Raw genomic sequence first — 18,863 nt, 5'->3', positions numbered from 1 at the left:
GACACCTACGGGGGCCGTACGGACGTCTGAGGCCCGCACAGCGGGTCAGGCCGGGCGGCGGGGCTGGTAGAGCCAGGCGTCGAAGAGGGCGGTGAGGTCTTTGCCGGACAGCCGTTCGGCGAGGTCGATGAACTGGTCGGTGGTGACGTGGCCGTAGCGGTGGTCGGCGGCCCACGTCCTGAGCAGGGTGAAGAACGTGGCGTCGCCGACGGCCTTGCGCAGCGCGTGCAGGGTCATGCCGCCGCGCGTGTAGACCGACTGGTTGAACAGGTCGTCGGGCTTGGCGCGCCCGGGCGGGTAGCTCCACATCGGGTCGGTGGCGGGGCGTTTGAGCAGCTCGGCGAAGGTGGCCTCGGTGGTCTTCCTGCCCTTGTGCTCCGCCCACAACCACTCGGCGTAGGTGGCGAAGCCCTCGTTGAGCCAGAGGTCCTTCCAGCGCCTGATGGTCAGGCTGTTGCCGAACCACTGGTGGGCCAGCTCGTGCGCGATGATCGTCTCGTCAGGGTCGAAACCGCCGTAGAGCGGTTTGGTCTGGTTTTCCAGCGCGTAGCCGGCGGAGTAGTCGTCGACGACCCCGCCCGTCGAGGAGAACGGGTAGGGGCCGAAGACCGTCGACCAGTAGTCGGTGACCTCGGCGGAGACGGTGTAGAGCTTGTCGAGCGTGGACTTGAACCGGGGATCGGTGGCGGCCAGGTTGGGGATGCCGCTCGCCGTGGTGCCCTGGCGCAGGTCGAACTTGCCGAGCGTGGCCGTGGCCAGATAGCTGGCCATGGGGTGGCGCTCGCGCCAGCGGAAGGTGGTCGTGCCGCCCTTGGTGGCGGGCGCGCCGACCAGCTCGCCGTTGGCCAGGGCCGTCACCCCGGCGGGCACGGTGATCGTGAAGTCGTAGGTGGCCTTGTCGGAGGGATGGTCGTTGTTGGGGAACCAGGTCTTGGAGCCGTTGGGCTCGGAGGCCACGAAGGCGCCGTCGGAGGTCGGGACGAAGCCGTAGGTGCCCAGGTTGGCGCTGTCCTTGCGCGGCTTCGGGGTGCCCGAGTAGGAGACCTTGACGGTGAACTTGGCCCGGTCGGCGATCGTCTTCGCGGGCCGCACGGTCAGCTCGTCGCCCTGCCTGCCGAATCTGGCGGGAGAGCCGTCGACGGCGACCTCGCGCACGTCGAGCCCCGCCAGGTCGAGGTTGAAGCGGGAGAGCTCCTGGGTGGCTGCGGCCTTGATGGTGGTGACGCCGGTGAGCCGCTTGGTGGCGGGCACGTAGTCGACGACCAGGTCGTAGTGGGCGACGTCGTAGCCGCCGTTGCCGTCCTTGGGGAAGTCGGGGTCGCCGATGCCGGGCGCGCCCGCTCGCTGGTCGGCGGCGGCCGGCGCCTCGTCTCCCGGCAGCGGCCCGTCGGCCGGTGAGCAGGCGAGCACGCTGACCAGCGCCGCGACCATGGCCATCCTGCGTCTGTTGACCCGCATAGGCGACCGGCCCCCTTCGGTTCGTGACCAGAATCTTACGCTGGGTCAAGCATTGACGACGACCGTCCTGGCGGCCTTGTCGTGCAGTGCCTGTTTTCGGGGGTCGAAGAGGATCCAGCCGAGATCGAGCAGGCTGCCCACGCAGCAGAGCCAGGAGAGCACGCTCATCACGGCCTGCCTGACCGCCGCCTGGCCCACGCCGATCCTGCGGTCGTACTCGCTGACGACGCGGATGCCGAACAGCTTCTTGCCCAGCGTCTGCCCGTTCCAGAAGGCGTGCAGCAGCCAGAAGTACAGGAAGGCCAGCAGCGCGGTCAGGAAGGCGTGCTCCACCGGATAGCGCTCCCAGGCGCCTCTGTCGCCGTCCCAGGCGTACTCCAAGCTCGTCCAGCTGAACGGCGCGGCGGCGACGCTGACGATGAGCCAGTCGAGGACGCCGGCGAACAGCCGCCGCCAGCGTCCCGCCAGCCCCGGTGGCGGCAATCCCATGTTGTCTGGATGACCACCACTAAGTCGGGACAAACTAAAGGTTGCCCCTGCGTTCCTGCTCGCGCTCGATCGCCTCGAACAGCGCCTTGAAGTTGCCCTTGCCGAATCCGAGCGAGCCGTGCCGCTCGATGAGCTCGAAGAACACGGTGGGCCTGTCCTGCACGGGCTGGGTGAAGATCTGCAGCAGGTAGCCGTCCTCGTCGCGGTCCACCAGAATCCCGCGCTTCTTCAGCTCCTCGATCGGCGCGCGCACCCGGCCGATGCGCCGGCGCAGCTCGGGATCGTCGTAGTACGAGTCCGGCGTGTCCAGGAAGCGGACCCCCGCCGCCCGCATGTGGTCGACCGTGGCCAGGATGTCATTGGTGGCCAGCGCGATGTGCTGCACGCCGGGCCCTCCGTAGAACTCCAGGTACTCGTCGATCTGCGACTTCCTGCGGCTGACGGCCGGCTCGTTGAGCGGGAACTTGACCTTGCGGCTGCCGTCTGCCACGACCTTGGACATCAGTGCCGAGTATTCGGTGGCGATGTCGTCGCCGATGAACTCGGCCATGTTCGTGAAGCCCATCACCTTGCGATAGAACTCCACCCACTCGTCCATCTTGCCCAGCTCGACGTTGCCGACGCAGTGGTCCACCGCCTGGAACGGCCGCCCGTTCCTGACGTCCGGCGGCGCGACCAGCGGCTCGGCGGCGGCGTAGCCCGGCAGGTACGGGCCGCCGTAGTTGGACCTGTCGACCAGCGTGTGCCGGGTCTGCCCGTACGTGGCGACGGCCGCGAGCACGACCTTGCCGTGTTCGTCCTCCGCCGTGTACGGCTCCACCAGACCCTTGGCGCCCCGCGCGACCGCGTGGGCGTACTCCGCCTCGACGTCGGGCACGTCGATGGCCAAGTCGATCACCCCGTCGCCGTGCTCGGCCACGTGCCGCGCGAGCTCCGTGCCGGGGCGGATCGACGCCCTGAACTCGAAGGTGGCGCTGCCCGACCTCAGCACGTACGCGGCCTCGTCCTTGCTGCCGTTCTCAGGCCCGCGATAGGCGACCAGGCGCATGCCGAAAGCGGTCGAGTAGTAGTGGGCCGCCTGCCTGGCGTTGCCCACGGCGAACACCACGGCGTCCATGCCGTTGACCGGAAAGACATCACTCATACCACAAACACTGGATTTACCTGGACGACTTGCGCAACAGTTACCTTGATGAGTGGGCAATCTGCCTAGTCCTATCGCCGATCCTCCGGTACATCTGTACAGCATGACGATCGACGATCTCGACGCCCGATTGATCGCCCTGCTCACCGCCGAGCCCCGCCTGGGGGTGCTGGAGTGCTCGCGCCGGCTCGGCGTGGCCCGTGGCACGGTCCAGGCCAGGCTCGACCGGCTCACCGAGCGAGGGGTGATCACCGGTTTCGGCCCCGACGTGTCGCCCGCCGCCCTCGGTTACGACGTCACCGCGTTCGTCACCATGGAGATCAGGCAGGTCGCCGGGCACGATCCGGTGGCCGACCGGCTGGCCCGCATTCCTGAGGTGCTGGAGGTGCACACGATCACCGGCGACAGTGATCTGCTCTGCCGGGTGGTCGCGCGCACGAATGCCGATTTGCAAAGGGTTATCGATCGCATCGTCGACGTTCAGGGCGTACTCAGGACTAATTCGATCATCGCCCTTGACACTCCGGTTCCCTACCGAGTGTTGCCTTTGGTCGCCGATGTTCCGCGTCGTGGAGGCCGCTAGTCGTACTATCGCTAAGGGACGAGGCACCATTATCGATCGTTTACCCTTGGCATTCGCCCAGCTTGCGGGGGTTGGGCGACGCTTGACGACGAGGGGAGTCGAGGGGTGCGGATCGGCGGTGGGAAAGGGATGCGGAAACGACGTATACTCCGGATACTCCTGATATCTATCGGTACCGGAATCCTGGTACTGGCCGGGCTTTTCGCCATTGCGTGGGCCTTGACTCCCATTCCGGATACGACCCAGAAACAGGCCACCGCGCAGGGCTCGGTGATCTATTACCGCGACGGCAAGACGGTGCTGGCGCGCCAGGGGATCGACCGCAGGAAGGTCGAGCTGGCCAAGGTGCCCAAGCACGTGCGCGACGCGGTCATCGCCGCCGAGAACCGCTCCTTCTACGAGGACGCCGGCGTCTCGCTCAAGGGCACAGGCCGGGCCGTGTGGTCCACCCTCACCGGGCAGCAGCTCCAGGGCGGCTCCACGATCACCCAGCAGCTCGTGCGCAACTACTACAGCGGCCTGAGCCAGGAACGTTCCGTCACGCGCAAGTTCAAAGAGATCCTCATCGCGATGAAGGTCGACCAGTCCAGGTCTAAGGACTGGGTGCTGGAGCAGTACCTGAACACGATCTACTTCGGCCGGGGCGCCAACGGCATCCAGTCGGCGGCGCGCGCCTACTTCGGCAAGGACGTCGAGGAGCTGAGCGTCTCGGAGGGCGCCTACCTCGCCTCGGTGATCCAGCAGCCCAGCCGCTTCGCCGCCCCCAAGGGCTCCGACCTGGCCGCCGCCCAGGAGCGCTGGCGCTCGGTGATCGCCGCGATGGGCCAGACCGGCGCGCTGCGCGCCGACGAGGTGGCCTCCCAGGTCTTCCCCAAGCTCAAGGCGCCGAAGAAGCCGTTCGAGCTCAAGGGTCAGGCCCAATACATGCTGGAGCAGGTCACCGCCGAGCTCAACCGGCGCGGCTACTCCGACGAGGACGTCAACAGCGGCGGACTCAAGATCGTCACGACGTTCGACAAGAAGCTCATGCAGGCGGCCGAGCGGGCGGTCTCCGACATGCTGCCCGACGACACGCCCAAGAAGGTACGCACCGGCCTGGCGGCCGTCGATCCCGCCACGGGCGAGGTCGTCGCCTTCTACGGGGGCAAGCCCTCCCAGTCGAAGTACTACGACAGCGCGTTCTCGGCCAAGGTCATGGCCGGGTCGACGTTCAAGCCGTACACGCTGGCAGCCGCGCTCGACAACGGCTTCGACCTGTCCACCAGGGTCAACGGCAACTCGCCGATGCGCGTCGCCTCCGCCTCCCAGTCGATCCCCAACGACGGCGATCGCTCGTACGGGCAGATCAACCTGGTCAGCGCCACCCAGAACTCCGTCAACACCGCCTTCGTGGACCTCGGCCAGAAGGTCGGCTTGGACAAGGTCGCCAAGACCGCCGAGGCGGCCGGGATCCCGGCCGCCCAGCTCGACCAGCACGTGAACGCCGCCGCCTTCCCGCTCGGCGTGGCCTCCGTCAGCGCCGTCCAGAACGCCTCCGGCTTCTCCACCTTCGCCAACAAGGGCGTGCACATGGAGGCCCACGTGGTGAAGTCGGTCACCGACGCCGACGGGCGCCAGGCGGTCGTCAAGCCGCTGGCCACCAAGGCGGTCGGCGAGCAGGCCGCCGCCGACACCACTTACGCGATGGAGCAGGTCGTCAAGTACGGCACCGGCACCGCCGCCCGGCTCTACGACCGCCCGGTGGCCGGCAAGACGGGCACCACGGACGAGTCCAAGGCGGTCTGGTTCAACGGCTTCACGCCGCAGCTCGCCGTGGCGGTGAACATGTTCCGCGACGACAACGCCACGGTGACGATCCCCGGGTACGGCACGCAGTTCGGCGGCCAGTTGCCGGCGCAGATCTGGCGGGCGTTCATGACCGAGGCGATGGCGGGCAAGCCGGTCGAGGAGTTCCCCGAGCCGTCGGAGTACGGCTGGTCGCCCGACTACTCGGAGCCCGACCCCGGTCAGGGGGACGTACCCGACCAGGAGTACTCGCCGCCGCCCGACCAGGAGGGCTGGGACGTCCCCGAGCCCGACGTCACCGACGAGCCGTTCCCCGACGAGCAGCCGACGGAGGAGGCGCCGCAGGACGACGGCCGGCCCGACGAGCAGCCACGCGAGACCGCCCCGCCGGACACGCTGGTGCCCGACCAGCCGTCGATCCAGCAGGACGGGGGCGGTGGCGGCACGGACGAGGACCGCCCCAGCCGCCGCCCGACCGGCTGACCTGCTGGACCTGTCGAGCGGTCAGCGGGCCAGCTCGGCGCGTAGGTCCTCGACCGTCGTCACAGGCATGCGGCAGGTGAACTGCCTGCACACGTACGCGGCCGGTGCGCCGCCGACCGGCTCGCGTCCCTCCAGCAGCGCAGGGAAGACGGGCTCACGCCCGCCCGGTGCGTCGCCGTTGCTCCGTCCCAACGCCACGACCAGCCCGGGCGCGGCGGCGAGCAGTGCCTCGCGGTGCAGCGCCGCCGTACGCGGATCGTCGGCCGGCCCGACCACGGCCACCTCAGCCGGCCCCGACAGCGCCGCCCGCGCCACGGCCAGCCCCCACCCCGCGAACCTGGCATGCTGCGTGGCCAGCACCGACACGGTGCCCAGCGCGGCCTGTGCGGCCTCACGGTGCCGGGTGGAGCCGGTCAGCGCCCCGTAGGAGAGCAGGGCGCCGGCGGCCGCGTACTGGCCGGAGGGGGTGGCGTTGTCGGTCGGGTCCTGGGGCCGCTGGAAGAGCCGCTCGGCGTCGTCGGCGGTGTCGTAGAAGCCGCCGGTCCCGTCGGAGAACCGGTCGAGCACGGTGTCGAGCAGCGAGCCCGCCAGCCGCAGCCACCTGGCCTCGCCCGTGACGCCGTACAGGGAGATCAGGCCCTCGGCCAGGTCGGCGTAGTCCTCAAGCACGCCGGCGTTCGTGCCCGCCCGGCCGTCCTTGGAGGTGCGCAGCAGCCTGCCGCCGTCGATGTGGGTGCCGGCGAGCAGCTCGGCCGCCTCCGTGGCCGCCGCCACCAGCTCGGGTCGCTCGAACACGGCGCCGGTCTCGGCCAGCGCCGCGATGGCCAGGCCGTTCCACGCGGCCACGACCTTGTCGTCGCGCCCGGGACGCACCCGGCGCTCACGGGCGGCCAGCAGCCGCGCCCGTACGTCCGCGTACCGCTCGGGGTCCTCCGGGTCGCGCAGCAGCTGCAGCACGGACGAGCCGTGCTCGAACGTGCCGGCCGCCGTCACCTCGAACAGCCCGGCGGCCCACCGGCCGTCGTCCTCGCCCAGCACCTCGCTCAGCTCCTCGGGCGTCCAGACGTAGAACTTGCCCTCCACGCCCTCGCTGTCGGCGTCGAGGGCCGAGGCGAACCCGCCCTCGGGAGTGCGCAGCTCGCGCAGCAGCCAGCCGGCCGTCTCCAGCGCCACCCGCCGCGCGAGCTCGCCGCCGCCCGCCTTCCACCAGTGCGTGTAGACGCGCAGCAGCAGGGCGTTGTCGTAGAGCATCTTCTCGAAGTGCGGCACCACCCACGCCCGGTCCACGCTGTAGCGGGCGAACCCGCCGCCGAGCTGGTCGTACATGCCGCCGCGGGCCATCGCCTCCAGCGTCGCGCCGCTCATCTCCCGCTCGCCCGAGCGCAGCAGGAACTCCAGCACCATCGACGGCGGGAACTTGGGCGCACCGCCGAACCCGCCGTGGGCCGCGTCGAACGTACGCCGCAGGTCGGCCACGGCCTCGCGCAGCGTCTCCTCGCCAGGCAGCGGCCCGGTGGGCAGCATGGCGTGCGTGTTGAGCGCCTCCACCACCTTCGCGCCCTGGCGCAGCACGGAGTCCCTGTCGCCGGTCCAGACCCGGTGCACCTCGGTGAGCAGGCGCTGGAAGGCGGGGCGCGGGAAGTAGGTGCCGCAGTAGAACGGATGCCCGTCGGGCGTCGCGAACACCGTCATCGGCCAGCCGCCCTGCTGCGTCATGGCCTGCGTGGCGCCCATGTAGACGGCGTCGACGTCGGGACGCTCCTCGCGGTCGACCTTGATGTTGACGAAGTGCTCGTTCATGAGGCGCGCGGTGCCGGCGTCCTCGAAGCTCTCATGAGCCATGACGTGACACCAGTGGCAGGCGGAGTAGCCCACGCTGATGAGCAGCGGCACGTCCCGCCGGCGAGCCTCCGCGAACGCCTCCTCGCCCCACGGATGCCAGTCGACCGGGTTGTCGGCGTGCTGGAGCAGATAAGGGCTGGTCGCGTCTTTCAACCGGTTCATGAAGCCTCCCCTGCCAACCCTAGACGCCACCACCGCCACCCCCGGGCGCGCGGGTCTGGGCAGGCTGACTCGGGTGGGTGGGACGGCGTAGGTTACGGGGCGTGGACATGGACTTCCTCCGCGCCTACGCCGGCCGGCCCGCGAGCGGGATCACGCGCAGGGACGTGGCGCGCGCGTTGCTCGCCGTGCCGTCGGGGGTCGCGCTCGTGGCGCTGCCCGACCTGCGGCGGGCCATGATGGCGGCGGGCAACCCGCTCTCCGTCGCCTTCTGGGAGTCGGCCAAGGCGACGCTCAGCTCCATCGAGGCGGGCGTGGCCACGGTCGGTGACGTGCAGCGGTGGGTCGAGTCCACGGGCACCGAGCCGATCCTCGTGACGCCCGGCTACTTCGTGTGGCCGGAGGAGGACGAGCGCGGGCCCGTGGCCACGGAGATGTTCGCGCGGCTGGTGGCCTACCTGGAGGAGCGGGTGGCGGTGGGCGAGGTCGATCCCGACGCGCTGGCGGTCGGCGACAGGGCGGCCAGGCAGGCGTACGAGGAGCTGCAGGAGCGCTGGCTGAGCACGCCGCTGCCCGACGGCAGGGTGCCGGGGTTCGCGGTGAGCGACGAGCAGGACGAGGAGCTGTTCGCCGCCTGGGACGAGGAGGAGGCGTTCGCGCTGTCGGAGCTGCGCCGCATCATGGCGGAGCTGCCCGAACGGCCTGAGCTGCCCCCAGACGAGCTGGAGGCGGCCGCCACGAGGCTGCGGGCGCTGCTGGACCTGCCCGGCTACCCCGGCAGCGTGCTGCGGGCCTGCGCCGGGTTCGACGAGCGGCCGGTGCCGGACGACGACGTGGAGCTGTGGCTGGCGGTGGCGGCGGGCGTCGCGGGGCCGGTCTCCGACCTGTCGGAGGGCGCTGACGTGCTGGAGGAGTTCGCCGACCTGGACGGGGAGCTGGGCGAGGAGGACACGGCGCTGGCCAACCTCTGCGCGATCCAGCACGCCGACTGGCTGGCCGGGGTCGCGGCGCTGGTGCGGCTGGGTCCCGGCGTGCTGGCCTCGCCGGAACGGATGGCGCGGCTCATCGCCGAGTCCGAGGACATCGACATCGACGATCAGGACGAGGAGGACCTCGGCGCCACGGAGGGGCTGTTCGCGTCGGTGGTGAGCCTGTGGGGGCACCTCGGCATCGTGGACGGGAGCGAGGTGCTCACCCGGCTGGGCTGGTGGGGACTGCCGCAGGCGTTGGAACGTGCCTGGTCGCCCGCCGTCGACTGAGCCTGCGTCGCGGGTGCGCCCTCACGGGTGCGCCTGGCCGGACAACCTGTCAGGCGGTGCGGTCCTGGGCGTCCACGAGGTCCTGGAACTCGGGGTGGCGCTGGATGTATTTCGCCACGTACGGGCAGAGCGGCACGACCCGCAGCCCCGTGTCGGCGCTGGTCCGCAGGGCCTGCTCGACCAGCTTGCCGGCCAGCCCCTGCCCCTCGTAGGCGGGCAGCACCTCGGTGTGGGTGAAGACGACCTTGGTGGGCAGCAGCCGATAGTCGGCGAACCCGGCGACCTTGCCGTCCACGAGGATCTCGAACCGGTTCTCCGTCGTGTTGTCGACGACTTCCATCGGCATCTATTCGGCTTTCTTGTCAGCGACGACCTTGTCGTCGGCCACGGCGGCCCCGTCGGAACCGTCGGTCCCGCCGGCCCGATCGCCGGCGGCACCGGACGCCCGGCCGTCGGCGCCGTCGTCGAGTTCGCTCTCGCGCGGCACCTGGATCTTCGACATCTGCTTGTTCATCGACTTGATCAGGAAGTAGAGGGCGAATCCGATGAGGGCCACGACGATGAAACCGAGGACGCCCGGGCTCACGTCACCAGCTGCTAGAACGGTCACCCTTCCAGTCTGCCACCGGGGGGTCGTGCTCCGGCCAGGGGCGCCGTCAGTGGCAGGCGGGCTCGACCTCGTCGGCGTGGATGCCGGCGAACAGGTCGTCCTCGGGCAGCTCGGTGTCGACCAGCGAGCGGGCCAGGTGGTAGTCCTCGGTCGGCCAGATCTCCTGCTGCAGCTCGCGCGGGCAGACGAACCAGAAGCCGTCGGGGTCGACCTGGGTGGCGTGCGCCAGCAGGGCCTCGTCGCGGATCTCGAAGTAGTCGCCGCAGGGCACGCGCGTGGTCACCGGCCACTTGGCCGGGCGGTCCTCCCAGCGGGCGATCCAGTCGGAGTAGGGGGAGCCGAGGCCGCGCTCGGTCATCGCCTCGTGCAGCGCCTCGAAACGCTCCTTGGTGAAGCCCATCTGGTAGTAGAGCTTGAGCGGCTGCCACGGGTCGCCGGCGCCCGGGTAGCGGTCGGGGTCGCCGGCCGCCTCGAACGCCTCGACGGACACCTTGTTCGTCATGATGTGGTCGGGGTGGGGGTAGCCGCCGTCGTCGTCGTACGTGATGATCACGTGCGGCCTGAACTCGCGTACGGCGGCCACCAGCGGAGCGGCGGCGTCCTCAAGCTTGTGCAGGGCGAAGCAGCCCTCGGGCAGCTCCTCCTCCTCGCTCTCCGGCAGCCCGGAGTCGACGAAGCCCAGGAAACGCTGCTCGACGCCGAGGATCTCGCGCGCCCTCGCCATCTCGGCCCTGCGCACCTCGCCGATGTTGGCCACGATCTCGGGCCGGTCCATCTTGGGGTTCAGCACCGAGCCGCGCTCACCGCCCGTCAGCGTACAGACCAGCACTTCCGCGCCCTCGCGGACGTAACGCGCCATCGTCGCGGCACCCTTGCTCGACTCGTCGTCGGGGTGGGCGTGAACGGCCATCAGCCTCAGCGGTGCACTCACGAGCTCGATGCTCCTCAGTCGGGACCAGTCAGTCGCCCAGAGAGGTTAGTTTCTGCTGGGCGGTCGCGAGGGCACACCCCCCGCGGGCGACAATTGTCTCGGATAACGCTCAGGGAGTGCAGGGAGATTCCGCCATGGCCACCAGAGATGTCGAGAACGGACCGGTTCTCGGCACCCCCGACGACTTCCCCGATCGCCCCAAGCGAGGTGGCCGGCTCGTCGTCCACGTGGTGATCGGCGTGCTCGTCGCCATCATCGCCGGTGGGTGGGGATACGTGATGTGGTCGATGACCGCGGGCGGGTCGGAGGCGCCGTCGCAGGTGATCACGTTCGAGGTGCTGGGGCCCGACCGCGCCGAGATCACCTTTGAGGTGTACAAGGCAGACGATAGGGTGGCCGTCTGCCGGATCAGGGCGCTGGACGTCGATCACGCGGAAGTGGGCAGCAAGGAAGTAAGAATCCCGGCTGGTGAGGGTAGTAAGCAGCTCAAGGAAAGCCTCGACACGAGCGGTCAGGCGACTTCCGTCCACATCCAGTACTGCAATCTCGTATAGTGAGACATTTGGGGAAGCGTTCGAGCGGTTAACTTGTTAGCCTTTCGCAATTCAACCGTACGCATCCTCAAGTGATCTCAGGGCCCCCTAGGCAAGCAAGGAGAACCCGTGGCCGACTCTCGCGATGAGAACGTCACCTGGCTGACGCAGGAGGCGTACGACCGCCTGAAGGGGGAGTACGAATACCTCTCCGGCCCCGGGCGCGTCGACATCGCCAAGAAGATCGAGGCTGCCCGCGAAGAAGGCGACCTGAAGGAGAACGGCGGCTACCACGCCGCCAAGGACGAGCAGGGCAAGATGGAGGCCAGGATCTTCCACCTGCGCCAGATCCTCGACAACGCCCAGGTGGGCGAGGCCCCCAAGGCCGAGGGCGTGGTCGGGCCCGGCATGACCGTCACGATCAGGTTCGTCGGTGACGACGACGAGGTCACCTTCCTGCTCGCCTCCCGCGAGGAGAGCGGAGCGCCGATCGACGTCTATTCGCCCAAGTCCCCGCTGGGCTCGGCGATCAACGGCAAGAAGATCGGTGAGAAGGCGACCTACTCCATGCCCAACGGACGGCAGAACACCGTCGAGATCCTCGAGGCTGTGCCGTACATCGGCAACTGACCCCCCTGGACGACGACCGCCGGGCCCACGCTGGCCCGGCGGCATTTTCGCATTCGTCCGAAATTCGGCAAGACCTCAGTTTCTTAGTCAAAACCCGTAAGCGGCGCAACACACTCAAACTTGTGCCATTCATCGTGGTGGCGCTCGTGGCGGTGATGACCGCCGACGTGCTGCTGCTCACGCAGGCCCGCACGGCCGTCGAGCCCGTCGCGGTACGCGCCACGCCGAAACAGTCGCTGCTGGCCGACAAGCGCCCCCAAGAACGGCGCTCCCAAGAACAGCGCCCCCGGGAACAGACCCCGCAGGCCAGGACCCTCCAGCCGGTCGCGCCGCTGGGCAAGCTGCACAAGCCCAACCTGTTCGTGCTCACCCGAAGGCCGTTCACCAACGCCTCGTTGCAGAAGGTCGCGAGACTTTCCGGCGTACGCGCGCTGGAGCTGGCCGACGCGGCCTCGATCACGCTCGACGGCAAGCGGGTGCAGACCCTGGCCGTCAACCCCTCCACGTTCCGCGCCTACACCCCCAAGGTGACCGCCGCGTCCGACGCGCTCTGGCAGAACGTGGCGGCCGGTGACGTGGCGGTCTCGTTCGTGCTGGGCAACGACGGCGGGCTCACGCTGCACCGCCGGGTGCCGGCGGGCTCGGCGGGCAACCTGCGCATCGGCGCGTACGCCACCACGGGCTTCGGCGCGGTGGACGCGGTCGTGTCCAGGGACGTCGGCCGCACCCTCGGCGTGCCGCAGAACAACGCGCTCATCGTCAGCGCGCCCAAGGCCAACTCCGACACCCTGCGCAAGCGCATCCTGAAGGTGCTGCCCAAGGGCACGCAGGTGGCCATGGTCAACCCGGTGCTGCCCCGGCCGCGGCAGAGCGTGGCGCGCAACTGGCCGGCCGGCTCGTTCATGACGGGCGAACAGCTCACGGTGGCGCTCAGGGCGGCCGTGTCCAAGCTGGGCCGCCCCTACGTCTGGGGCGCCGAGGGCCCCGACACCTTCGACTGCTCCGGCCTGGTCCAGTGGGCCTTCGCGCAGGCCGGGGTGCGGATGCCGCGGGTGACGCACCAGCAGTGGGTCACCGGGCCGCAGGTGCCGCTCGCGCAGGCGCAGCCGGGCGACCTGCTCTTCTGGCGCAACGACCCGACCAACCCCGACTACATCTCGCACGTGGCGATCTACTGGGGTGACGGGAAGATGTTGCACGCGCCGCGCACCGGCGACGTGGTCAAGATCGTCCCGGTGAACACCCGTAACCTGGCCGGAGTCGTCCGCGTCAGCCCAGTGGCGGCAGCGGGGGTCCGTTAGAAGTTCCGGACGGTGGCAGGGCCTCCTCGACCGGAGACACGCCTCATGGACAGTCTTCGCTATCCCTTCCGTGCATCTGCGCCGCAACTATGTAATGTTGATTACATGGCAACAGATGATGCGACCGCGCAGGTGCGCGGCTGGTTCACCGGGCGGCTGCCCGAAGGCTGGTTCACCGGCGCGCCCGAGATCGTCAGGGACCGCGAGGAGATCGCGGTGCTCGGCACCCTGCCCGACCCTCCGGAGGACGTGCCGGAGTCCGAGCGCGCCGCGCTGATCGAGGGGCTCGCGGTCAGGTTCAGGGAGGAGACGCGCGAACGGCGGATCGAGATCGCCAGGGAGGCCGAGCGCAGGTTCCGGCAGAAGGTCTCCTGGGGGGTCGTCTGCGGCGGCGAGACTGTGATGTTCACCACACTCTCCGTGCCCGTCATGACCCGCCTGCGTCAGTCGGAACGCCAGGTGCTCGACACGCTCGTGGCCGCGGGTGTGGCGAGGAGTCGCAGCGACGCGCTCGCCTGGTGCGTGCGCCTGGTGGGCAAGAACACCGACACCTGGCTGAGCGATCTGCGCGACGCTCTCCAGCACGTCGACCGCGTTCGCTCCGCGGGGCCGGACGTGAATTCCTGAGACGGCCCAGGGGATACGGCTCCGGCATTGGACTAAACCACTTCGGAAATTGGTTTAGACCAGCTTAATTGGACTGGACCAATGCTCGGAATTGCTTCTTTTAAATCCGCTCAGCCTGGGTAGGCTCCCCCAATCGTCAAGGCCTCTGCCTGCGGCGACGGCCTGGTCAAGAGGTCTATGCCAATTGGCTTTCCGGCCGCCTCGTCGTTAATGATGACTGGGCCTTGGAAGAGTGGAGGAGTCACCGCCGTGTCCGTTTCCGTGGAAGTAGCCGCACCCACCACCAATAGTGAATTGCGGGCGTGGGTGAGCGACATCGCAGCCCTGACCCAGCCCGACCGCATCGAGTGGTGCGACGGGTCTGAGGAGGAGTGGACGCGTCTGACCAACCTCCTCGTCGAGCAGGGAACGCTCACGCGCCTGGCCGCCAGGCCCAACAGCTTCTACGCCAAGTCCGACCCCACCGACGTGGCACGGGTGGAGGACCGTACCTTCATCTGCTCCGAGCGGGAGGAGGACGCCGGGCCCACGAACAACTGGATCGCCCCGGACGAGATGCGGCAGACGTTCGGCGAACTGTACAAGGGCTGCATGCGCGGCCGGACCATGTACGTCGTGCCCTTCTGCATGGGCCCGCTGGGCGGCGAGATCTCGCAGCTCGGCGTCGAGATCACCGACTCCGCGTACGTCGCCGTCTCCATGCGGGTCATGACCCGCATAGGAGACAGGGCGCTGCGGCTGATCGAGGAGCGCGGCGACTTCGTCAAGGCGGTGCACTCGGTCGGGGCGCCGCTCGAACCCGGCCAGGACGACGTGCCCTGGCCGTGCAGCAGGACGAAGTACATCAGCCACTTCCCCGAGACCCGCGAGATCTGGTCCTACGGCTCCGGCTACGGCGGCAACGCCCTGCTCGGCAAGAAGTGCTACGCCCTGCGCATCGCCAGCGTCATGGCCCGCGACGAGGGCTGGCTGGCCGAGCACATGCTCATCCTCAAGCTCACGCCTCCGTCCGGCGAGACCCGCTACATCGCGGCCGCCTTCCCGAGCGCGTGCGGCAAGACCAACCTCGCCATGCTCCAGCCCACGATCCCGGGCTGGAAGGTCGAGACGATCGGCGACGACATCGCCTGGATGCGCTTCGGCGACGACGGCCGGCTCTACGCGATCAACCCCGAGGCCGGCTTCTTCGGCGTCGCCCCCGGCACCGGCGAGGTGACGAACGCCAACGCGATCAAGACGCTCTGGGGCAACAGCATCTTCACCAACGTCGCACTCACCGACGACGGCGACGTGTGGTGGGAGGGCCTCACGGAGCGGCCTCCCGCGCACCTGACCGATTGGAAGGGCCGCTCGTGGACGCCTGACAGCGACGAGCCCGCCGCCCATCCGAACGCCCGCTTCACCACCCCGGCCGGGCAGTGCCCGACCATCGCACCCGAGTGGCAGGACCCCAAGGGCGTGCCCATCTCGGCGATTCTGTTCGGCGGCCGCCGCGCCACCGCCGTACCTCTGGTGACAGAGTCGCTGAGCTGGGAGCACGGCGTCTTTCTCGGAGCCAACGTCGCCTCCGAGAAGACCGCCGCCGCCGAGGGCAAGGTCGGCGAGCTGCGCCACGACCCGTTCGCCATGCTGCCGTTCTGCGGCTACAACATGGGCGACTACTTCGGCCACTGGATCCGGATCGGCCGGCGCGAGGGCGCGCGGCTGCCGCGCATCTACTACGTCAACTGGTTCCGCAAGAACGCCGACGGCACGTTCATCTGGCCGGGCTTCGGCGAGAACAGCCGGGTGCTCAAGTGGATCGTCGAGCGGCTGAACGGCGAGGCCAAGGCCGTGCCCACCGCGATCGGCCTGTTGCCGGACGACCTCGACACCGAGGGCCTGGACCTGCCCGAGGAGGACCTGCGCACGCTGCTGAGCGTCGACCGCGAGGTGTGGCGCGAGGAGGCCGCGCTGATCCCGGCCCACTTCGAGAAGTTCGGCAGTCACCTGCCGAAGGAGCTGTGGGACGAGTACAACGCGCTGCTCGACCGCCTCGGCTGACGCGCATTCCCTTGTGCGGTACGGCGGATGCCGTCTAACTTGACGCACTGTCGTACCGCGAGGGAGGAACGCCCGTGGACTCGATCCTGCTCGTCGCGGCCATCGGCGTGTTCCTCGTGGTCGGCTGGGCCGGGCAGCGGGTCGAACGCGAGCGCCGCCGGGTCGGCGAGCGCGAGCCGAGCGGCGCCGGCCACCGGCTGAGCCACTACGAGCTGGCCTACCTGGCGGGCGGGCCGAGACGGGCCATCAACACGGCGCTGGCCGTCCTCGCGACGCCCGGCGCCGTCCGCGTGTCCAGGGGCTCGCAGGTGACGCCGGTGCACGGGGTGCGTCCCTCGCCCGAGCCGATGGAACAGGCCGTGCTGGACGCGCTGGCGGCCGGGCCGGGCGGCTGCCGGGCCGGTGAGCTGCGCCGCGAGCTGGAACGGCACCCCGCCCTCACGGCGCTGGCCGGCGGGCTGGAGGCACGCGGCCTGATCGTGCCCGAGCAGGCGTACGGCACGGCGTGGCGGCTCAGGGACCGGCTCAAGTGGATCACCCTCGGAGCCGCCGGCTACCTGGTGCTGCTGATCGTGCTGGACAACCTCGACCTGGCGGGGGAGGAGACGGCGTTCGCCGGAGCGCTGTTCATCGCGGCGGTCGCCCTGGTCACGGGTCTGGTGGCACTCGCCAAGCAGGACCGGCGGCTGCACAACGTCACCACCAGGGAGGGCCGCGCCGTCCTGGTCGCGGCCCGCGGCCACCATCCCAGAGGCGTGCGCGACCCGGCCTCGCTGGCTCTGGCGGTGGGCGTCCCCGTCGCCCTGTACGGCCTCCAGGACGCCGGTGACCAGGCGCTCTGCGACGAGCTGTCGGCAGGGGACCCCGGGGGCGACTGCGCCGGCGCCTGCGGCACCCATCCGGGCGGCGACGGCGCCACGTACGGCACCGACTCCTACGGCGGGGGCGACTTCGGCGGCTCAGGCGGTGACTCGGGAGGCGGGTCGAGCTGCGGGTCCGGTTGCGGGTCGAGTTGTGGTGGCGGCAGCGGATGACCCAGGACCGGCGAGTATCCCATGATCGGCAAATGCGGAAAAGTACCGGGAGATAGCGAAACGAGCAGAAGTCCGGCTGTCGCGTCCGCGGTGTCTAGCGTGCTTCGTAGGCGTACCATCCGGTACGCACTCCCAGCTCGGCCTACGAGGGGAGGCCGCACATGGACTTGTTTCTGCTGATCGTTTCGGTGGGCCTGGGTGCTTACGCCGTCAGCACCACCACGAACATCCGGCGCGCACGGGCCGACATCCTGGCCACCGCCGGATCCGGGCGCCTGCGTCTCGGCCACTACGACCTGGCGTACCTGGTGGGCGGCCCGCAACGGGTGGCCGACACCGCCATCGCGTTGCTGGCCGGCTCCGGCGACCTGCGCATGTCACGCGGCGGCAGGGTGCACAAGGTGGCGAAGGGGACCGTCACCCGCGAGCCGGTGGAGGCGGCCGTGCTCGGCGCGGTGGCCGTCCGCTCGGGCCTGCCCGTGATGTCGCTGCGGATCGAGGTCACCAGGAGCTTCGCGGTGCAGGCGATCAAGGAGCGCCTCACGGACGAGGGCCTTCTCGTCGAGGACGGCTCGTTCGCGCGGGTGCGCGGGCTCTGCTTCCGGCTGCGGATGACATCGGTGGCGGCCTACGCCGGCGCCGGGCTGGAGGGGCTGACGGTGCTCGTGGACCCGGCCTTCCCCGCCGTCCTGGCTCTGCTCGTCTTCGCGGGTACGGGGATCGCCGCCGAGGTCGTGCTGGCCGGTCACCGGCGCCGCCTGCGCGACGGGCTGACCGCGTCGGGCCACGAGGCGATCGAGCTGGCCAGGCGCGAGAACGCCGAGGGCGTCGCCGAAGGCCCCGTGCCGATCGCGCTCTACGGGCCCCGTTCCGTCCAGGACCCGGCTCTGCGGACGGAATTGCGCAAGCGTGAGCCCCGTCGCGAACGCCGGCTCAGGGCCGCCCCCTCCTACGCCGGCAACGGCACGCTGGTCTCCTGCAGTCACACATCGGGCTACGGCAGCGGAGCGTCCGGCTGCGGCGGAGGCGGCGGCTGCGGCGGCGGAGGTTGCGGAGGAGGATGCTGAGATGGCCGGGCTGGGCGTGGGCATCGGGTGGCGGTCCGAGCTGGACCTGACCATCGAACGGATGGACGGCGTCGACTTCCTTGAGGTGGTCGCCGAGAACGTCAAGCCCGCGCGGTTACCCGAGTCGCTTCGGGTGCTGCGGGCCAGGGGCCTGACGGTGATCCCGCACGGGGTGTCGCTCGGGATCGGGGGCGCCGAACCGCCCTCCCCGGCCCGCCTGGCCCACCTGGCCGCCTGCGCGGAGGTCCTGGACGCGCCCCTGGTGAGCGAGCACCTGGCGTTCGTCAGGGGCGGCGGCCTGGAGGCCGGGCACCTGCTGCCCGTGCCGCGCACCCGCGCGTCGCTGCGGGTCGTCACGGAGAACGTGCGCCGCGCCCAGGACGCACTGCCCGTCCCGCTGGCGCTGGAGAACGTCGCCGCCATCTTCGGCTGGCCCGAGGACGAGCTGACCGAGGCGGAGTTCCTGGCCGAGCTGGTGGAACGCACGGGGGTGGGGCTGCTGATCGACGTGGCCAACCTCTACACCAACCAGGTCAACCTGGGCCTCCCGGCCGTGGCGGCGCTCGACGCGCTGCCGCTCGACCACCTGGCGTACGCGCACGTCGCCGGTGGGTACGAGCACGACGGCATCTGGCACGACACGCACACCACGACCGCGCCGCAGGCTGTGCTCGACCTGCTCACCGAGTTGTGCGCCCGCGTCACCCCGCCGGGCGTGCTGCTGGAGTGGGACGACGAGTACCCGAGCGACGCGGTGCTGGCGGGCGAGCTGTCCAGGATCAGGGCCGCGATGGCCCTGGCGGGAGAGCGCCGGTGAGCCGGGGGTCGTACGAGGACGAGGCGCCTCGGCTGGCCGAGGCGCAGGCTCGGGTCGTGGCGGCGCCG

At 69.9% G+C, this 18,863-nt stretch carries 18 protein-coding genes; 11 read left to right on the top strand and 7 right to left on the bottom strand.

From position 1 onward, the window contains the following. Nucleotides 1-45 precede the first annotated feature (45 nt). From ABFX54_RS43760 to hppD, 3 genes are read right to left on the bottom strand one after another with little or no spacing between them, the layout of a single operon-like run. Nucleotides 46-1,458, bottom strand: a complete 1,413-nt coding sequence (locus ABFX54_RS43760) for a M1 family metallopeptidase (protein ID WP_346112881.1) — start codon at nt 1,456-1,458, stop codon at nt 46-48. 45 nt (nt 1,459-1,503) lie between these two features. Further along, nucleotides 1,504-1,947 (bottom strand): RDD family protein, encoded by a 444-nt coding sequence (locus ABFX54_RS43755; protein WP_346112880.1) that lies wholly within the window; start codon nt 1,945-1,947, stop codon nt 1,504-1,506. 34 nt (nt 1,948-1,981) lie between these two features. Next, nucleotides 1,982-3,091, bottom strand: coding sequence for a 4-hydroxyphenylpyruvate dioxygenase (gene hppD, locus ABFX54_RS43750; RefSeq protein ID WP_346112879.1), 1,110 nt, complete (start codon nt 3,089-3,091; stop codon nt 1,982-1,984). Between the two features lie 103 nt (nt 3,092-3,194). On the opposite strand from hppD, the gene ABFX54_RS43745 reads away from it, so the two are divergent. Then, nucleotides 3,195-3,674 (top strand): Lrp/AsnC family transcriptional regulator, encoded by a 480-nt coding sequence (locus ABFX54_RS43745; RefSeq protein WP_346112878.1) that lies wholly within the window; start codon nt 3,195-3,197, stop codon nt 3,672-3,674. Between the two features lie 219 nt (nt 3,675-3,893). Continuing rightward, the gene (locus tag ABFX54_RS43740) at nt 3,894-5,942 is read left to right on the top strand and encodes a transglycosylase domain-containing protein (RefSeq protein WP_346112877.1); all 2,049 of its coding nucleotides are present in this window, start codon (nt 3,894-3,896) and stop codon (nt 5,940-5,942) included. A 21-nt stretch (nt 5,943-5,963) separates the two neighbouring features. On the opposite strand, the gene ABFX54_RS43735 is transcribed toward ABFX54_RS43740, so the two are convergent. Next, entirely contained in the window at nt 5,964-7,946 is a 1,983-nt protein-coding gene (locus tag ABFX54_RS43735) for a thioredoxin domain-containing protein (RefSeq protein WP_346112876.1), read from the bottom strand. Nucleotides 7,947-8,053: 107 nt separating this feature from the next. Between ABFX54_RS43735 and ABFX54_RS43730 the strand changes: the two genes are divergently transcribed. Then, entirely contained in the window at nt 8,054-9,202 is a 1,149-nt protein-coding gene (locus ABFX54_RS43730; RefSeq protein WP_346112896.1) for a hypothetical protein, read from the top strand. Nucleotides 9,203-9,251: 49 nt separating this feature from the next. Here ABFX54_RS43730 and ABFX54_RS43725 read toward each other — a convergent pair whose 3' ends face one another. From ABFX54_RS43725 to mca, 3 genes are read right to left on the bottom strand one after another with little or no spacing between them, the layout of a single operon-like run. Further along, nucleotides 9,252-9,548: a GNAT family N-acetyltransferase gene (locus tag ABFX54_RS43725; RefSeq protein WP_346112875.1), complete on the bottom strand. Its 297-nt coding sequence runs from the start codon at nt 9,546-9,548 to the stop codon at nt 9,252-9,254. Beyond that, the gene (locus tag ABFX54_RS43720; RefSeq protein WP_346112874.1) at nt 9,549-9,812 is read right to left on the bottom strand and encodes a hypothetical protein; all 264 of its coding nucleotides are present in this window, start codon (nt 9,810-9,812) and stop codon (nt 9,549-9,551) included. It abuts the gene before it with no gap. A 46-nt stretch (nt 9,813-9,858) separates the two neighbouring features. Next, nucleotides 9,859-10,743: a mycothiol conjugate amidase Mca gene (gene mca, locus ABFX54_RS43715; RefSeq protein WP_346112873.1), complete on the bottom strand. Its 885-nt coding sequence runs from the start codon at nt 10,741-10,743 to the stop codon at nt 9,859-9,861. A 134-nt stretch (nt 10,744-10,877) separates the two neighbouring features. Here mca and ABFX54_RS43710 point away from each other — a divergent pair, with 134 nt between their 5' ends. The 8 genes from ABFX54_RS43710 to ABFX54_RS43675 all read left to right on the top strand — a co-directional run bounded on the left by ABFX54_RS43710 (nt 10,878) and on the right by ABFX54_RS43675 (nt 18,795). Continuing rightward, entirely contained in the window at nt 10,878-11,297 is a 420-nt protein-coding gene (locus tag ABFX54_RS43710; protein WP_346112872.1) for a DUF4307 domain-containing protein, read from the top strand. 108 nt (nt 11,298-11,405) lie between these two features. Next, nucleotides 11,406-11,906, top strand: a complete 501-nt coding sequence (greA, locus tag ABFX54_RS43705) for a transcription elongation factor GreA (protein ID WP_106240602.1) — start codon at nt 11,406-11,408, stop codon at nt 11,904-11,906. A gap of 122 nt (nt 11,907-12,028) precedes the next feature. Then, nucleotides 12,029-13,207, top strand: coding sequence for a C40 family peptidase (locus ABFX54_RS43700; RefSeq protein WP_346112871.1), 1,179 nt, complete (start codon nt 12,029-12,031; stop codon nt 13,205-13,207). A 105-nt stretch (nt 13,208-13,312) separates the two neighbouring features. Continuing rightward, nucleotides 13,313-13,834: a hypothetical protein gene (locus tag ABFX54_RS43695; RefSeq protein WP_346112870.1), complete on the top strand. Its 522-nt coding sequence runs from the start codon at nt 13,313-13,315 to the stop codon at nt 13,832-13,834. 213 nt (nt 13,835-14,047) lie between these two features. After that, nucleotides 14,048-15,877, top strand: coding sequence for a phosphoenolpyruvate carboxykinase (GTP) (locus tag ABFX54_RS43690; RefSeq protein WP_346112895.1), 1,830 nt, complete (start codon nt 14,048-14,050; stop codon nt 15,875-15,877). 74 nt (nt 15,878-15,951) lie between these two features. Next, complete coding sequence (locus tag ABFX54_RS43685) at nt 15,952-16,911, top strand: TIGR04222 domain-containing membrane protein (RefSeq protein ID WP_346112869.1); 960 nt, start codon at nt 15,952-15,954, stop codon at nt 16,909-16,911. A gap of 161 nt (nt 16,912-17,072) precedes the next feature. After that, on the top strand, nt 17,073-17,978 hold the full coding sequence (locus tag ABFX54_RS43680; protein WP_346112868.1) for a TIGR04222 domain-containing membrane protein: 906 nt from the start codon (nt 17,073-17,075) through the stop codon (nt 17,976-17,978). Nucleotide 17,979: 1 nt separating this feature from the next. Then, nucleotides 17,980-18,795: an MbnB/TglH/ChrH family RiPP precursor modification enzyme gene (locus ABFX54_RS43675; protein ID WP_346112867.1), complete on the top strand. Its 816-nt coding sequence runs from the start codon at nt 17,980-17,982 to the stop codon at nt 18,793-18,795. The last annotated feature ends 68 nt before the right edge of the window (nt 18,796-18,863 follow it).

The sequence above is a fragment of the Nonomuraea maheshkhaliensis genome, from assembly GCF_039529435.1.
Lineage (GTDB): Bacteria > Actinomycetota > Actinomycetes > Streptosporangiales > Streptosporangiaceae > Nonomuraea > Nonomuraea maheshkhaliensis.
Note: the sequence above shows the minus strand (reverse complement) of the source record. Positions and strands in the feature narration are given on the sequence as shown.

Coding starts and splice junctions, on each gene's coding strand:
- ABFX54_RS43760 (WP_346112881.1), bottom strand. CDS start 1,458: ATGCGGGTCAACAGACGCAGGATGGCCATGGTCGCGGCGCTGGTCAGC.
- ABFX54_RS43755 (WP_346112880.1), bottom strand. CDS start 1,947: ATGGGATTGCCGCCACCGGGGCTGGCGGGACGCTGGCGGCGGCTGTTC.
- hppD (WP_346112879.1), bottom strand. CDS start 3,091: ATGAGTGATGTCTTTCCGGTCAACGGCATGGACGCCGTGGTGTTCGCC.
- ABFX54_RS43745 (WP_346112878.1), top strand. CDS start 3,195: ATGACGATCGACGATCTCGACGCCCGATTGATCGCCCTGCTCACCGCC.
- ABFX54_RS43735 (WP_346112876.1), bottom strand. CDS start 7,946: ATGAACCGGTTGAAAGACGCGACCAGCCCTTATCTGCTCCAGCACGCC.
- ABFX54_RS43730 (WP_346112896.1), top strand. CDS start 8,054: ATGGACTTCCTCCGCGCCTACGCCGGCCGGCCCGCGAGCGGGATCACG.
- ABFX54_RS43725 (WP_346112875.1), bottom strand. CDS start 9,548: ATGCCGATGGAAGTCGTCGACAACACGACGGAGAACCGGTTCGAGATC.
- ABFX54_RS43710 (WP_346112872.1), top strand. CDS start 10,878: ATGGCCACCAGAGATGTCGAGAACGGACCGGTTCTCGGCACCCCCGAC.
- ABFX54_RS43695 (WP_346112870.1), top strand. CDS start 13,313: ATGGCAACAGATGATGCGACCGCGCAGGTGCGCGGCTGGTTCACCGGG.
- ABFX54_RS43690 (WP_346112895.1), top strand. CDS start 14,048: ATGACTGGGCCTTGGAAGAGTGGAGGAGTCACCGCCGTGTCCGTTTCC.
- ABFX54_RS43680 (WP_346112868.1), top strand. CDS start 17,073: ATGGACTTGTTTCTGCTGATCGTTTCGGTGGGCCTGGGTGCTTACGCC.
- ABFX54_RS43675 (WP_346112867.1), top strand. CDS start 17,980: ATGGCCGGGCTGGGCGTGGGCATCGGGTGGCGGTCCGAGCTGGACCTG.